The organism is Bradyrhizobium sp. HKCCYLR20261, from assembly GCF_051168435.1.
Classification (GTDB): domain Bacteria; phylum Pseudomonadota; class Alphaproteobacteria; order Rhizobiales; family Xanthobacteraceae; genus Bradyrhizobium.
Genome location: NZ_JBNPUZ010000006.1, coordinates 94,497 through 108,523, shown reverse-complemented (window position 1 = coordinate 108,523; position 14,027 = coordinate 94,497). Strand labels below are relative to the sequence as shown.

General features: G+C 66.3%; 9 protein-coding genes and 1 tRNA gene. 7 read left to right on the top strand and 3 right to left on the bottom strand.

Annotation, left to right across the window (positions count from 1 at the left end):
- Positions 1–88: 88 nt before the first annotated feature.
- Positions 89–934, bottom strand: a complete 846-nt coding sequence (locus ACQR1L_RS15900; protein ID WP_434858878.1) for a DUF1365 domain-containing protein — start codon at positions 932–934, stop codon at positions 89–91.
- Between the two features lie 7 nt (positions 935–941).
- A complete protein-coding gene (locus ACQR1L_RS15895) occupies positions 942–2,255 on the bottom strand; it encodes an NAD(P)/FAD-dependent oxidoreductase (protein ID WP_434858877.1) in 1,314 nt (437 codons plus the stop codon).
- Between the two features lie 300 nt (positions 2,256–2,555).
- Between ACQR1L_RS15895 and ACQR1L_RS15890 the strand changes: the two genes are divergently transcribed.
- The 6 genes from ACQR1L_RS15890 to ACQR1L_RS15865 are packed head-to-tail and all read left to right on the top strand — an operon-like array spanning position 2,556 to position 12,741.
- Positions 2,556–4,079 (top strand): efflux transporter outer membrane subunit, encoded by a 1,524-nt coding sequence (locus tag ACQR1L_RS15890; protein WP_434858876.1) that lies wholly within the window; start codon positions 2,556–2,558, stop codon positions 4,077–4,079.
- Complete coding sequence (locus tag ACQR1L_RS15885) at positions 4,069–5,472, top strand: efflux RND transporter periplasmic adaptor subunit (RefSeq protein ID WP_434858875.1); 1,404 nt, start codon at positions 4,069–4,071, stop codon at positions 5,470–5,472. Before ACQR1L_RS15890 ends, ACQR1L_RS15885 begins: the two co-directional genes overlap by 11 nt.
- 30 nt (positions 5,473–5,502) lie before the next feature.
- Entirely contained in the window at positions 5,503–8,631 is a 3,129-nt protein-coding gene (locus ACQR1L_RS15880) for an efflux RND transporter permease subunit (RefSeq protein ID WP_434858874.1), read from the top strand.
- A complete protein-coding gene (locus ACQR1L_RS15875) occupies positions 8,631–11,735 on the top strand; it encodes an efflux RND transporter permease subunit (RefSeq protein WP_434858873.1) in 3,105 nt (1,034 codons plus the stop codon). Before ACQR1L_RS15880 ends, ACQR1L_RS15875 begins: the two co-directional genes overlap by 1 nt.
- A gap of 39 nt (positions 11,736–11,774) precedes the next feature.
- Positions 11,775–12,518, top strand: a complete 744-nt coding sequence (locus ACQR1L_RS15870) for a tRNA-uridine aminocarboxypropyltransferase (protein ID WP_434858872.1) — start codon at positions 11,775–11,777, stop codon at positions 12,516–12,518.
- Positions 12,519–12,567: 49 nt separating this feature from the next.
- Positions 12,568–12,741 (top strand): hypothetical protein, encoded by a 174-nt coding sequence (locus tag ACQR1L_RS15865; RefSeq protein ID WP_434858871.1) that lies wholly within the window; start codon positions 12,568–12,570, stop codon positions 12,739–12,741.
- A 49-nt stretch (positions 12,742–12,790) separates the two neighbouring features.
- On the opposite strand, the gene ACQR1L_RS15860 is transcribed toward ACQR1L_RS15865, so the two are convergent.
- Positions 12,791–12,864, bottom strand: a tRNA-Cys gene (locus tag ACQR1L_RS15860).
- 517 nt (positions 12,865–13,381) lie between these two features.
- Here ACQR1L_RS15860 and ACQR1L_RS15855 point away from each other — a divergent pair.
- Positions 13,382–13,957 carry a ubiquinol-cytochrome c reductase iron-sulfur subunit gene (locus ACQR1L_RS15855; RefSeq protein WP_434858870.1) on the top strand — a complete coding sequence of 192 codons (576 nt, stop codon included), beginning with the start codon at positions 13,382–13,384 and terminating at the stop codon, positions 13,955–13,957.
- The last annotated feature ends 70 nt before the right edge of the window (positions 13,958–14,027 follow it).

The following is a 14,027-nucleotide window of genomic DNA, read 5'->3' as shown; positions in this document are numbered from 1 at the left end:
CAAACGGCTCCGCCTCCGCCTCTCCGGTGCAGCGGCCGCAGCGGCGCTGGCTGGGAGGTGAAAGCAGGGCGCAGCTCACCGTTTCCGGTCAGCGCCGAGATATATAAGCTTGGCTGTCGTTTCTCGCCAAGCCGCTATCCGCGACCGCGAGAGGAGGGATTTCACCGCGCGGGACGAGCCGTACGCCCTTGGCCCAGAGCCGCAGTGCTTCCCAGTGGATCGCCGCGAAGATCTTGAGTGTCACCAGCGGCAGCGAGGCGAAGGCTGTCAGCAGCGAGCGGGAGTTCAGCTCTCGGCGGCGGCCGAAGAAGGTGGCGGCGAGCAGGGGGCCGTCGCTATCGGTCTCGAGAATGCGCAACTTGACGATGTCGCCGGGCGGCGTCACCCGGAAATGGTAGCGCATCGCCATGTCGATGAAGGGCGAGACGTAGAAGGTCTTGTCCTGCTCTTGGCGTAGCCCGGCCGCCGTGAGCTCACCCGCGCCGACCGGCAGCACATAGGGCTTGATCTCGCCGAAGGTGTTGCGGACCTCGTAGATCATCAGCGCCAGCGTGCCGTCGCCGCGATAGCAGAAATACACCGAGAGCGGGTTGAAGACATAGCCGAGCAGCCGCGGATAACACAGCAGCAGGACGCGGCCGCCGGTCAGATCAACGCCCTGCGCCGTTGCGCAGGTTTGCGCATAGGCGAGCAGCGACGAGCCGTCACGCGGGCCGTGGTCGCGCTCGTGGAAGCTGTAGAGCGCGCGGCGATTGACGCTGAACAGGGGAGATTGCCGGTCCGCCTCCTCGAGCCGGCCGAGGTCGATCATCAGGCTCATGACCCGATACTGGAAGCGGTGCGTGGTCGGCCGCATGCGGGCATGCATGACCTCGCCGACGTAGAGTGCCGCTGCCGGCGTCAGATCGCGTTGTCCGGATTGGTCCGTGTCCATGCCGTGTCTATTCCGCAGCCTCGGCAAGCCCCGCGGGAAGCTCGCGCCAGGGTACGCCGGCGCCGAGCGCCTCCGCCACCGAGAAGCCCGAGCGTAGCCCGTCCTCGTGGAAACCATAGCCCGTCCAGGCCCCGCAGAACCAGGTATGGCGGTGGCCCTGGATGGCCGGAAGACGCTTCTGCGCCGCAAAGGCGGCGGCGGTGTATTGCGGATGCTCGCAGACGTAGCGGCCGAAGGTCAACTCTGGAGCCGGAGCGAACGGCGGGTTGAGGCTGACGAACAGCGGCTTGTCGTGGTCGATGCCCTGCAGATTATTCATCCAATAGGTCACGGCGACGTCGTTCATCGGCACGCCTTCGCGCTGCCAGCGCAGGAAATTCCATGACGCCCAGGCGCGGCGGCGCTTCGGCATCAGCCTGGGGTCGCGATGAAGATAGATCGTGTTGGGCGAGTATTTGATCGCCCCGAGCACGCTGCGTTCCTGCTCGTCGGCATCCGACAGCATCGACAGCGCCTGGTCGCTGTGGGCGGCGATGACGACGTGATCGTAGGCGTCGTGGTGCCCGGTGCTGTCATGGACCACGACGCCATGCGCGGTACGCTCGATGCCGGTCACGGCGCTGCCGAGCCTGACGTGGCTGCGGAAACCCGCCATCAGCTTCTCGACATAGCGCCGGCTGCCGCCCTTGACCGTGCGCCACACCGGACGATCGTACTGCAACAAGCGATGGTTGCTGAAGAAGGCCACGAAGTTTTCGGCCGGAAACTCCAGCATCTCGGACGCAGGCGCCGACCAGATCGCGGCGCCCATCGGAGCCAGATAGTCGGTCAGGAGCCGCGGCGCGAAATGGTTGCGGCGGAAATAGTCACCGAGCGTGAGGCCTTCGAGGCGGCCGGCCTTGAAGTCGGCAGTGCTCTGCTCGTTGAAGGTGAGGATGTCCCTGAGCATCCAAAGATAGGAGGTCGACAGCAGGTTGCTCGGCTGTGCGAACAGCCCCTTGGCCGTATCGAACCAGGTGTTGCCGCCGCCCTTCCATTCGAAGCGGCCGGCATCCGCCGTCACGGCGAAGCTCATGCTGCTCTCGACGGTCTCCACGCCCAGATGATCGAATAGCGCGGTCAGTTCGGGATAGTTCAGCTCGTTATAGACGATGAAGCCGATGTCGACCGAAACCGGGACGCCATCGTAGTCGATCGTCACCGTGTGGCTGTGGCCTCCCGGGCGAAGATCGCGCTCATACACGGTGATCGGGTAACGCTTCGCCAAGGCCCAGGCCGCGGCATTCCCCGCGATACCCGTTCCGACCACCGCAACTCGCATAGACTATTCCCCCCTCAAGTTCACGTGCGAGTTACGGAGCCGCCGTCAAAGGGTTTCAGAACGCGTTGCCCCCGTCACACCACGCCCCTAAATCGCACGCGGCAGATGAAATCTTGGTAAGGCTGATGGGGCGCGCACGCGACCATTTTGTGCAAAAACCCGCTGAATTACGGGAGATTCCGCGATTCGCGGAAAACCTTCGGGGCCGCTGCGGGACGGGGATACGGGGTGGGCAGGGCTGTGCGGCGCCGCGGCCCGGGGCTAGAATGATTCCCAAGACTACAGGGAAGCATCAAGCCAGTGTCCATCGTGCCGATCGCCGTCGACGAGCCTTGCCGCGCGTCCGTTGATACGCGGATTGTCGTCGGAAAGCAGCTGCGCCATGCGCAGCCGGGCCTGCGGCATTTCGCCCGCTGGATCGCCGCCATCGGATTGGCCGCGAGCTCAGCGGGCTGCCTGCTGACCCAGGATATCCCTGATCCCGCCCTCGATCTGCCCAAACGCTACAAGTCGGCCTCCGGAGCCGACCTGGCAGCGCCGCCGACCCTGGACTGGTGGCGCGGCTTCGGCTCGCGCGAGCTGACCCAGCTGATGGAGGAGGCGCAGAGCGTCAATCTCGACATCGCTGCCGCCGTGGCGAGATTCAGGCAGGCCGATGCGCTGGCCCGTCAGGCCGGGGCGGCGCTGCTGCCGAGCCTGTCCACGACCGGACAGGAAACCTATTCGCGGACATCAGGCTCGAGCTCCAGCGGCCTCACCAATGGCGGCCGCGAGGTCGTCAATTACCAGGCGTCGCTGTCGGCGAGCTATCAGCTCGACTTCTTCGGCCAGAACCGCGACGCCTTGCAGGCCGCCGAGGAGACGGCGGTGGCCAACCGCTTCGATCGCGACGTCACCCAGTTGACGACGCTGGCCACGGTCGCCAACGCCTATTTCCAGGTGCTCGCCGCGCAGGATCGCATCCGTACCGCCGAGCGCAACATCGCCAGCGCCACGCGCGTGCTCGACGCCATCCGCGAGCGGCAGAAGGCCGGCACCGGCAACGACCTCGACGTCGCTCAGCAGGAGAGCGTGCTCGCCAACCAGAAGGCGGCGGTGCCGCCGCTGCGCCAGACACTCGATCAGAACGTCAACGCGCTCGCCGTGCTGGTGGCACGATCGCCCGAGGGCATTCGCATTTCCGGCGGGTCGCTGGACCAGATCCGAACGCCGCGCGTGACACCGGGGCTACCCTCGGAGCTCCTGACGCAGCGGCCGGATATCCGGAGGCAGGAAGCCCAGCTCGCCTCGGCGACGGCAAATGTCGGCAGCGCGCGGGCGCAGTTCTTCCCCAGCATTCAGCTCACCAGCAATGGCGGCTACCAGAGCGCGGCGCTCGTCTCGCTGTTTCAGCCGCACGCGGCGTTCTTCAGCCTTGCGGGCAGCCTGACCCAACCGATCTTCGATGGCGGCCGGATCCTCGGCAATTTCGAGAATGCGAAGGCGCGCCAGGACGAACTGCTGCAGACCTATCGCAAGACCGTCATCCAGGCGTTCACGGACGTCAACAACGCGCTGTTCTCGATCAAGCAGACCACGCTTCGGCTGCAACTGCAGCGGCAGGTGGTTGCCGCATCGCGCCGGGCGTTCGAACTGTCCGAGCAGCAGCTGCGCGCAGGAACTGCCGACATCGTGACAGTCTTGAACACCCAATTGACGCTGTTCCAGGCCGAGGACGCGCTATGGCAGGCGCAGCTCGCGCGGCTGCAGGCGTTCGTGAGCCTGTACCAGGCGCTCGGCGGCGGCTGGGAGCCGCGCATGGAGAAGTCGGCCGATGCTCTTTAAACCGGACGAGAAGGGCACAGGGGCCGTCAAACGCGTGCGCTCGGGCGTGGGCCGGCGGCTGGTCTCGATCACGATCACGCTGCTGATCCTGGGCGGTCTCGGCTATATCGGCTGGTCGGCGATGCAGCAGAAGCAACAGGGCAATAATCGCTTCGCGAGGCCCGACCTTCCGGTGCCGGTGCTGGCCGCGACGCCGGTCGTCAAGGATGTCCCCGTCTATCTCGATGGCGTCGGCTCGGTCCGCGCGCTCAACACCGTCACCGTGCGCTCGCAGGTCGACGGCAAGCTGATCGCGGTCAACTTCGTCGAGGGCCAGGACGTCAAGCAAGGCGACGTGCTCGCCGAGATCGATCCCGCGATCTACCAGGCGCAATACGACCAGGCGGTCGCCAAGAAGGCGCAGGACGAGGCGCAGCTTGCCAACCAGAAGCTCGATCTCGCGCGCTATGAGCAACTGGCGGCCAGCAGCGCCGGCTCCAAGCAGCAGGCCGACACCCAGCGCGCGGTGGTGGCGCAGCAGCAGGCGCTGATCAAGGCCGACCAGGCCGCGATCGACAATGCCGCGGCAACCCTGAGCTACACCAAGATCGTGGCGCCGATCGCCGGGCGGGCCGGCCTGCGCCAGGTCGACCAGGGCAACATCATCCACTCGTCGGATACGACCGGCCTTGTGGTCATCACCCAATTGCAGCCGATCGCGGTGCAGTTCAGCCTGCCGCAGCAGCAGATCATGCGCGTCAATGCCGCCGCAGCCAAGGGTCCGCTTGCCGTCGACGTGTTCGGCAATGACGGAGTGACGGTGATCGACACCGGCACATTGCGCGGCATCGACAACCAGGTCGACCAGACCACCGGCACGCTCAAGCTGAAAGCGGAATTCCCCAACGCCAAGTTCCAGCTCTGGCCCGGCCAGTTCGTCAACGTGCGTCTCAAGGTCGAGACGCTGACGCAGGCGCTGACGGTGCCGACCTCGGCCGTTCAGCGCGGGCCCGCGGGCACCTTCAGCTACGTGATCGGCGAGGGTGACATCGCCTCCGCGCATCCGGTGACGGTGGTGCAGCAGAACGAGAGCGAGGCCGTCATCGCCAGCGGCCTGACCCCCGGGGATCGCGTGATCACGACCGGCTTTGCCAATCTCGCCGATGGCGCCAAGGTCGTGGTCGGCCGTGCCGACCAGGCGCCGCAGGTCGATCTCGCGCCGCGCAAGCGCGGCCGTAATCCGCAAGGCAAGGACCAGCAGAAGGACCAGGCAAAGGAGGGCGGCGGTCCGCCCGAGGGCGCGCCGAAAGACGGCGAGCGCCGGCGCCGGCCGCCTGCCGACGGCCACAGCGACGCGGGAGGGCCGCCGCAGGGAACGGGCGAGCAGGGGCGTGGTGCGAGGCCGCAACCATGACGCGTCCGACAGAGTGACGGGGTCGTCGCGATGAGCGTCTCCGAACCCTTCATCCGCCGGCCGATCGCGACGTCGCTGCTCGGCGTCGCGCTCCTGATCGGCGGCCTGCTCGGCTATCTCGCATTGCCGGTGTCGGCGTTGCCGCAGGTCGACTTCCCGACGGTGCAGGTCACAACGCAGTTGCCGGGCGCCAGCCCCGACGTGATCGCATCGCTGATCACGGCGCCGCTGGAGCGGCAGCTCGGTCAGATCCCGTCGCTGTCGGTGATGAACTCGACGAGCTCGTTCGGCGTCAGCCAGATCTCGCTGCAGTTCGATCTCGGACGCGACATCGACGGCGCCACGCAGGACGTGCAGGCCGCCATCAACGCCGCCGCCGGCGTGCTGCCGAAGACGCTGCCCTATCCACCGACCTACGCCAAGGTCAATCCGGCCGACGCGCCTGTCATGACGCTGGCGCTGACGTCCGACACCGTGTCCCTGCGCGCGATGAGCGACATGGCCGACACCATCCTGGCGCAGCGGCTGAGCCAGGTGTCCGGTGTGGGCCGTGTCTCGGTGCTCGGCGGATTGAAGCCGGCGGTGCGCGTGCAGGCCGATCTGGCGAGGCTCGCCGCCTACGGCATCTCGATGGAGGATCTGCGCGCCGCGATCGCCGGCGCCAACGTCTCCGGTCCGAAGGGGTCGCTGGACGGCGCGCAGCAGGCCTATCTGATCACCGCCAACGACCAGATCGGCGCCGCCGACGCCTACAAGCCGATCATCATCGCCTATCGCAACGGCTCGCCGGTCACGATCGGCGACGTCGCGACCATCGTCGATGGGCTGGAGAACGATCGCACCGGCGGATGGTACCAGGGCGTGCCGGCCGTGATCCTCGATATCCAGCGCCAGCCCGGCGCCAATGTCATCGAGGTCGTCCGGCAGATCCGGGCCGAGATTCCCAAGCTGCAGCGGACGATCCCTGCCGGCGTCAGGCTCGCCATCGTCAGCGACCGCACGGTGACGATCCGCGCCTCGGTGCATGACGTGCAATTCACCCTGGTGCTGAGTGTCGTGCTCGTGACGCTGGTGGTGCTGCTCTTCCTGCGCTCGATGCGCGCCACGATCATTGCCGGCGTCGCGCTGCCGCTGTCGCTGATCACGAGCTTCGGCATCATGTATTTCGCCGGCTTCAGCCTCGATAACCTGTCGCTGATGGCGCTGACGATCGGCACCGGCTTCGTCGTTGACGATGCGATCGTGATGATCGAGAACATCGTGCGCCACATGGAGAATGGCGAGAGCGCGATGAGCGCCTCGCTAACAGGCGCGCGCGAGATCGGGTTCACGGTGATCTCGCTGACGGTGTCGCTGATCGCGGTGTTCATCCCGCTTTTGTTCATGTCCGGGCTCGTCGGCCGCATGTTCCGCGAGTTCGCACTGACGCTCACGATCGCCGTGGTGACATCCGCCGTGGTGTCACTGACCCTGACGCCGATGATGTGCTCGCGGCTGCTCAAGCATGCCAGCGAGGAATGGGTGCTGCCGGGGCTGAACGCCATCAGCCGCTTCATCGACCGCACCATCGCCGTCTATCACCGCAGCCTGCTGTGGGTGCTGGACCGCCAGACCGAAACGCTGGTGGTGACCTTCGCAACGCTCGCGGCGACCCTGGCGCTCTACATCGTCGCGCCGAAGGGCTTCCTGCCGATGCAGGACACCGGCTCGATCACCGCCGTGACGGAGGCGGGGCCGGACGTGTCGTTCGCGGAGATGAGCCGGCGCCAGTCCGAGATCTCTGCCGCCATCCAGGCCGATCCCGACGTCGTCGGCGTCGTCTCGGTGATCGGCGCCGGCTCGGTCAACCCGACCACCAATGTCGGCCGTCTGGTCCTGACCTTGAAGCCGCTCGGCGAACGCAAGGACGGCGTGGCCGAGGTGATCGAACGGCTGAAGCAGAAGATCTCCGGCGTGCCCGGCATGACCGTGTACTTCCAGCCGGTCCAGGACGTACAGATCTCGACGCAGGCGAGCCGCTCGCAATATCAGTACACGCTGACCGGCGCCGATGCCGCCGAGGTCTCGAAATGGGCGCGGCAGCTCGTTGCCGAGATGCGGCGCGATCCGCTGTTCCGTGACGTCTCCTCGGAAGCGCAGGAGGGCGGCCTGCGGGCCGAGCTGACGATCGACCGCCAGCGCGCCGGCCAACTCGGCGTCAGCCTGCAGGCCGTGACCGACACGCTCAACGATGCCTTCGCGCAGCGCCAGATCTCCACCATCTACGGCCAGGCCAATCAGTACCGCGTGGTGCTGGAGGCGCTGCCGATGTATCAGCGCGATCCCTCGATCCTGTCCAAGCTCTATCTGCCGGGAGCAGGGGGACAGGTGCCGCTGTCGGCGGTGGCGACGCTCAAGCGCACCACGACGCCGCTCGCGATCTCGCACCAGGCGCAATTCCCGGCGGTGTCGCTCAGCTTCAACCTCGCGCCCGGCGCCGCGCTGAGCGAGGCGGTGGACGCGCTGCATGCGACCGAGACCCGTATCGGCATGCCCGGCAGCATCATCGGCGTGTACTCGGGCGATGCCGCCGAGTTTGCCAAGTCGCTCGCCGGGCAACCCTGGCTGCTGCTCGCCGCCGTGATCACGATCTATATCGTGCTCGGCGTGCTTTATGAGAGCTACATCCACCCGATTACGATCCTCTCGACGCTGCCTTCCGCCGGCGTCGGCGCCATCCTGGCGCTGATGCTGTTTGGACAGGATCTGTCGGTCATCGGCCTGATCGGCATCATCCTCTTGATGGGCATCGTCAAGAAGAACGCGATCATGATGATCGACTTCGCGCTGGAGGCCGAGCGGCACGAGAACCGCACGCCGACCGACGCGATCGTGCAGGCCTGCCTGCTGCGCTTCCGCCCGATCATGATGACGACGCTGGCCGCGCTGTTCGGCGCGCTGCCGCTGGCGATCGAGAGCGGCACCGGCTCGGAACTGCGCTTCCCGCTCGGCATCTCCATCATCGGCGGCCTGCTGCTGAGCCAGCTGCTGACGCTGTACACGACGCCGGTGATCTATCTCGCGCTCGACCGCATCAACCGCCGCTTCGAGCGCGCGCTGCCGCCTGCGCCGGACCTGCCGTCGCCACCGATCGCGGGCGCCACCGAAGGCATCCAGTGATGGCCTCGATTTCCGAGCCGTTCATCCGCCGGCCGGTCGGCACCACGCTGCTCTCGATCGGCCTGTTCCTGATCGGGATCGTCGCCTACATCTTCCTGCCCGTCGCGCCGGTGCCGAATGTGGATTTCCCCTCGATCTTCGTCAGCGCCTCGCGGCCCGGCGCCGATCCCTCGGTCATGGCGGCGACGGTCGCAGCGCCGCTGGAGCGGCGGCTCGGCGAGATCGCGGGGGTCGACCAGATCACTTCGACGAGCTCGCTCGGCACCACCAACATCCAGATCCAGTTCTCGATCGGCCGCGACATCGACAAGGCGGCGCGGGACGTGCAGGCCGCGATCAACGCCTCGCTGTCGGATCTCCCCAGCGATCTTCCGGCGCTGCCTCGCTTCCGCAAGGCGAACACGGCGGCCGCGCCCGTGTTCGTGCTGGCGCTGACCTCGAAGACGATGACGCCGAGCGCGATGTACGACGTCGCCGACACCGTGCTGGCGCAGCGGCTGTTCCAGGTGCCGGGTGTCGGCAACGTCACCGTCAGCGGCGCCGATCAGCCGGCGGTTCGGATCGCGCTCAATCCGGTGTCGCTCGCGAACGCAGGCATTGCGACCGACGACGTCCGGACCGCCATCGTCAACGCCAATCCGATCGGCCCGGTCGGCATCTTCGAGGGCGGGCGGCAGAGCGAGACCATCGCGGTCAACCGGCAGATGCGGACCGCGGCCGAATTCCGCGACATTCTGATCAAGAGCAGCAATGGCAGCTTCGTGCGCCTGTCCGACGTAGCCGATGTCGAAGACTCCGTGCGCAACGTGCGCTCGATCGCCTGGTTCAACAAGCAGCCGGCGGTGCTGATCCAGATCGCCAAGCAGGGCGATGCCAACGTCATCGAGACCGTCGACCGGGTCAAGGCGCTGATCCCCGAGCTCAAGCAGTGGATACCGGCCGGCATCGAGATCTCGACGCTCATCGACCGCACCGGCACCATCCGCGCCTCGGTCGAGGACATGCAATGGACCCTGCTGGCGACCGCCGTGCTGGTGATGGTCGTCGTGTTCGTGTTCCTCCGCCGTCTCGTCCCGACGGTTGCGGCCGGCGTCTCGGTGCCGCTGGCGCTGGCCGGCACCTGTGCCGCGATGTGGCTCGCGGGCTTCTCGATCGACAATCTGTCGCTGATGGCGCTCGCGATCTCCGTCGGCTTCGTCGTCGACGACGCCATCGTGATGATCGAGAACATGTACCGCAATCTCGAACATGGCCTGTCGCCGATGCGCGCCGCGCTCGATGGCGCCCGGCAAATCGGCTTCACGGTGCTGTCGATCAGCCTGTCGCTGATCGCGGCCTTCGTGCCGCTGATCTTCATGGACGGCGTGGTCGGCCGCCTGCTGCGCGAATTCTCGCTGACGCTGACCTTTGCCATCGTGGTGTCGACCCTGGTGTCGCTGACGGTGACGCCGATGATCTGCGCGCACTACATCAAGGAGACGCTATCCGACCGCGCCACCTGGTTCGACCGGATCATCGAGGGCACGCTGTCAGGCATGGTGCGCTTCTACGCCTGGACCTTGCGCGGCGTGCTGCTCTACCCGTTCCTGACCCTGATCGTCTTCTTCGCCACGATCGCGCTGACGGTGACGCTCTACATCAAGGTGCCCAAGGGCTATTTCCCGACCGACGATTCCGGCTTCATCATCGGCGCGACGCGCGCCTCGGCGGACGTCTCGTTCCAGTCGATGCTCGGCCTGCAGCAGCGGCTCGCCGATATCGTGATGGCCGATCCGGCCGTGGCTGGCCTCGGCTCGACCATCGGCGGGGGCGGCGGGCCGGGCGGCGCCACCTCGAACCGCGGCACGATGTTCATCAACCTCAAGCCGCCCGCGGAGCGCGACGGCGTCTCCACGGAGCTCGTGATCAACCGGCTCCGCCGCAGCCTTGCCATGGTGCCCGGCATTCGGCTGTTCATGTTCGCCGCGCAGGACGTGCGCACCGGTGGCCGGCAGAGCGATTCCGACTATCAGTACACGCTGAGCAGCCCCGACCTCGATCTCCTGCAGAAATGGGCGCCCATCGTCGCCAAGCGGCTGGAGACGGTGGAGGGCATCACCGACATTTCCAGCGACCGCGATCCCGGCGGGCTGCAACTGGCGCTCAAGATCGACCGGCAGAAGGCGTCGAGCCTCGGCGTCCGCGTCCAGGACATCGACAACGCACTCAACAACGCGTTCGCGCAGCGCCAGATCTCGATCATCTACAGCCAGCGCAACCAGTACATGGTGGTGCTGGAGATCGATCCGAAATTCCAGACCGATCCGTCGAATCTCGATCGCATCTATGTCGCGGGGGCAGGGGACGCGCAGATCCCGCTGTCGGCGCTGGTCAAGGCCGAGCGCGGCCTGTCGCCGCTCGCGGTCTTCCACTCGCAATCATTCCCGTCGACCACCGTGTCGTTCAACCTGCTGCCGGATGTGCCTTTGGAGGCCGCGACCGCCAATGTCCAGCGCGCGGTCGACGAGCTGCACATGCCCGAGGGCATCCGCGGCGGCTTCGACGGCAATGCCGGCGACTTCAACAAGGGCAGCGGCCGCCAGCCGCTGCTGATTCTGTTCGCGCTGGCCGCGATGTATATCGTGCTCGGCGTACTCTATGAGAGCCTGGCGCATCCGCTGACCATCATCTCGACCTTGCCGTCCGCGGGGCTCGGCGCGCTCTTGGCGTTGCAGGTCACCAATACGCCGCTGACCGTGATCGCCTTCGTCGGCATCATCCTCCTGATCGGCATCGTCAAGAAGAACGGCATCATGCTGGTCGACTTCGCGCTCGAGGCCGAGCGCCAGCATGGTATGTCCTCGGCGGATGCGATCTTCGAGGCCTGCCGGGTGCGCTTCCGCCCGATCCTGATGACCACCTTGGCGGCGCTGTTCGCCGGCCTGCCGCTGGTGGTCGCGACCGGTCCCGGCACCGAGCTGCGCCGGCCGCTCGGCATCACCATCATCGGCGGACTCCTGGTGTCACAGATCCTGACGCTCTACACGACGCCGGTCATCTACCTGCTGATCGACCGCCTGCGCCGCCGCTCCGCGCCGGAGCCGTTGGCCGCTCCCGCCGAATGAGCCGTTGTGGTGGTCGCCATGGGCGCGTATAGGCGCGCCATGTCCGACCAGCCCCACGACCACCCGGCGCTCGCTGCCGAGCCGCCGCCCGATTGCCCGCATTGCCAGAAGCCGCTGCCGCTGTGCATCTGCGACAGCGTCACGCCGCTGGAGAGCCGGCTCGGGCTCCTGATCCTGCAGCATCCGCAGGAGCAGGACCGCGCGCTCGGCACGGCTCGGCTCGCCGCGCAGCACTTCGAGAATGCGGTGGTGAAGGTCGGACTGTCCTGGCCGAGCCTCGCCAAGGCGCTGGGCCGGCCCGTCCACGATCCCTCACGCTGGGCGATTCTCTATCTCGGCTCGGCCAAGGCGGCCGAGCTCGATCCCGAGAGCGAGGTCGTCGCGCTGACCCGCAAGGGCGAGGTCGCCGAGAACCAGCGCGGCATCCTCAAATCCATCGAGGGCGTGATCGTGCTCGACGGCACCTGGAGCCAGGCCAAGGCGCTGTGGTGGCGCAATCCCTGGATGCTGAAATGCCAGCGCGTGATCCTAGGCCCGCGCCGTCCCTCGCGCTACGGGCACCTGCGGCGCGAGCCGCGCAGCGACGGACTCTCGACGATCGAGGCGGCAGGCCTGCTGATGGCGGCCCTGGAACGTCGCCCTGAGATCGCTGCAACCCTCGACGCCAGCTTCGAGCGCATGCTGGCGCGGTATCGAGAGGTGGAAAAAGAGCATCCCGAACTCACGCCGCGACCAAAGCCCCGTGCCAAGCCGGATTGGCGCCGCCGTAAACGCCGGCTTTAGGAACCGGGGGTACGCTTCTTGCATTGCAGCATGGAAAAGGATGAGAGCCATGCAGGAAGCGGAAAAGTCCAACGTGGTGCAGTTCCGGGATTACGCGCCGCGCTTGGCCGGGAGGTTGAGCGCCGATCGGGCCAACGTGTCGTCAGGCGGACGCGGAGAGGTGGTGGCCTGGCCGCGAACCCAGGCCGTCTATCCCGGCGGAATCGACGACTTGCCCGTGTGACGTCGTCTCTCCGGCGTCACGGCTGGTCTAACCGCTTGATTTGATTGAGTGGAGGCCACGACCAGAATTGAACTGGTGTAAACGGTTTTGCAGACCGCTGCGTAACCACTCCGCCACATGGCCTCATGGCTGAAATCTCTAGGCAATCCCAGGTGTTGATGCAAGCGCTAAACCTTCCGCCTGTGGAAGGTCTCCTGTCAACGTGACAGCGCTGGGGCGGCTGGATTCGTGCCGCGACCGGATATCCATCCGCGTCGGGTTGTGATCTGGCTGCGCAGCTGGCCGTTGTGATGTTCACATGCACTTCTCAGCCCAAACATCCGTGCCGCCGAGTGCCGAGCCTCGCTCCGTCATCACGCCGCTGGCGCAACGGCTGACACCCTCATCGAGCGACCATGAGAGCTTCGACGACGGCCCTAGAGAACACAGGCGATAAGTGGCCTTGTGCAGCCCGACTGCTGCATCCGCAATGACGCGCAGCAGCGACGATTGTTGGAAAGATCGCGGCGAAATCGCGCAGCGCGCCTTGATTTCGTCAGGTTGTGTTGTTCTAATTATTCTATGTCAGGGTGCTCTGCGGGAGACGGGCTGAAGAGCAGCATTTCCTGAACTCACACCACATCTCACGCAAAGAGCAACGATGGACGATCACCCGACGCGCCGTTCGGTGGTTCTCGGCACGCTTGCCGCTTGCGCATCCGTCGCGCGTGCCGCGGCCGATGACGACGATCCTCGCAAGGAGAAACGGCCGCAAAAGGGCGACGTGCTCGTGTTCTCGGAAGGAACCCGCGAAGGTCAGACGATCACGCCTGATGATTTGAAATCCGGAGATCCTCCGGTTCACGCCTGGCCCAAGGATGCGGCGAATGCGGTCGTTCGCGATGGGTCTCGTCTGAATGAGATCTTGGTCATCAGGCTCGATCCGGGCGAGCTCGACGACGACACGCGCTCGCGTGCGGCCGAGGGGATCGTGGCCTATTCGGCGATCTGCTCGCACGCCGGATGTCCGGTGACGGCCTGGATCAAGGCCTCTGAGGGCGCCGACGACGTCTTCAAATGCATGTGCCACAACTCCGAATACGACCCACGGCGAGGCGCGCAGGTCGTGTTCGGCCCCGCGCCACGGCGATTGGCTGCGCTGCCGCTCGTCATCAAGGATGGCATGCTGGTCGTTGCCGCCCCCTTCATCGGAAAGGTAGGTGGCCAGCAGGGCTGATGAGATCTCGTGTGCCTATCGGAACTCGCATCGTCACGACCGCATCCTCGTGAACATCATCACGACGGGC

Excerpts from the sequence above, each read along its gene's own strand:
- ACQR1L_RS15900 (WP_434858878.1), bottom strand. The coding sequence starts at position 934 with ATGGACACGGACCAATCCGGACAACGCGATCTGACGCCGGCAGCGGCA.
- ACQR1L_RS15895 (WP_434858877.1), bottom strand. The coding sequence starts at position 2,255 with ATGCGAGTTGCGGTGGTCGGAACGGGTATCGCGGGGAATGCCGCGGCC.
- ACQR1L_RS15885 (WP_434858875.1), top strand. The coding sequence starts at position 4,069 with ATGCTCTTTAAACCGGACGAGAAGGGCACAGGGGCCGTCAAACGCGTG.
- ACQR1L_RS15880 (WP_434858874.1), top strand. The coding sequence starts at position 5,503 with ATGAGCGTCTCCGAACCCTTCATCCGCCGGCCGATCGCGACGTCGCTG.
- ACQR1L_RS15875 (WP_434858873.1), top strand. The coding sequence starts at position 8,631 with ATGGCCTCGATTTCCGAGCCGTTCATCCGCCGGCCGGTCGGCACCACG.
- ACQR1L_RS15870 (WP_434858872.1), top strand. The coding sequence starts at position 11,775 with ATGTCCGACCAGCCCCACGACCACCCGGCGCTCGCTGCCGAGCCGCCG.
- ACQR1L_RS15865 (WP_434858871.1), top strand. The coding sequence starts at position 12,568 with ATGCAGGAAGCGGAAAAGTCCAACGTGGTGCAGTTCCGGGATTACGCG.
- ACQR1L_RS15855 (WP_434858870.1), top strand. The coding sequence starts at position 13,382 with ATGGACGATCACCCGACGCGCCGTTCGGTGGTTCTCGGCACGCTTGCC.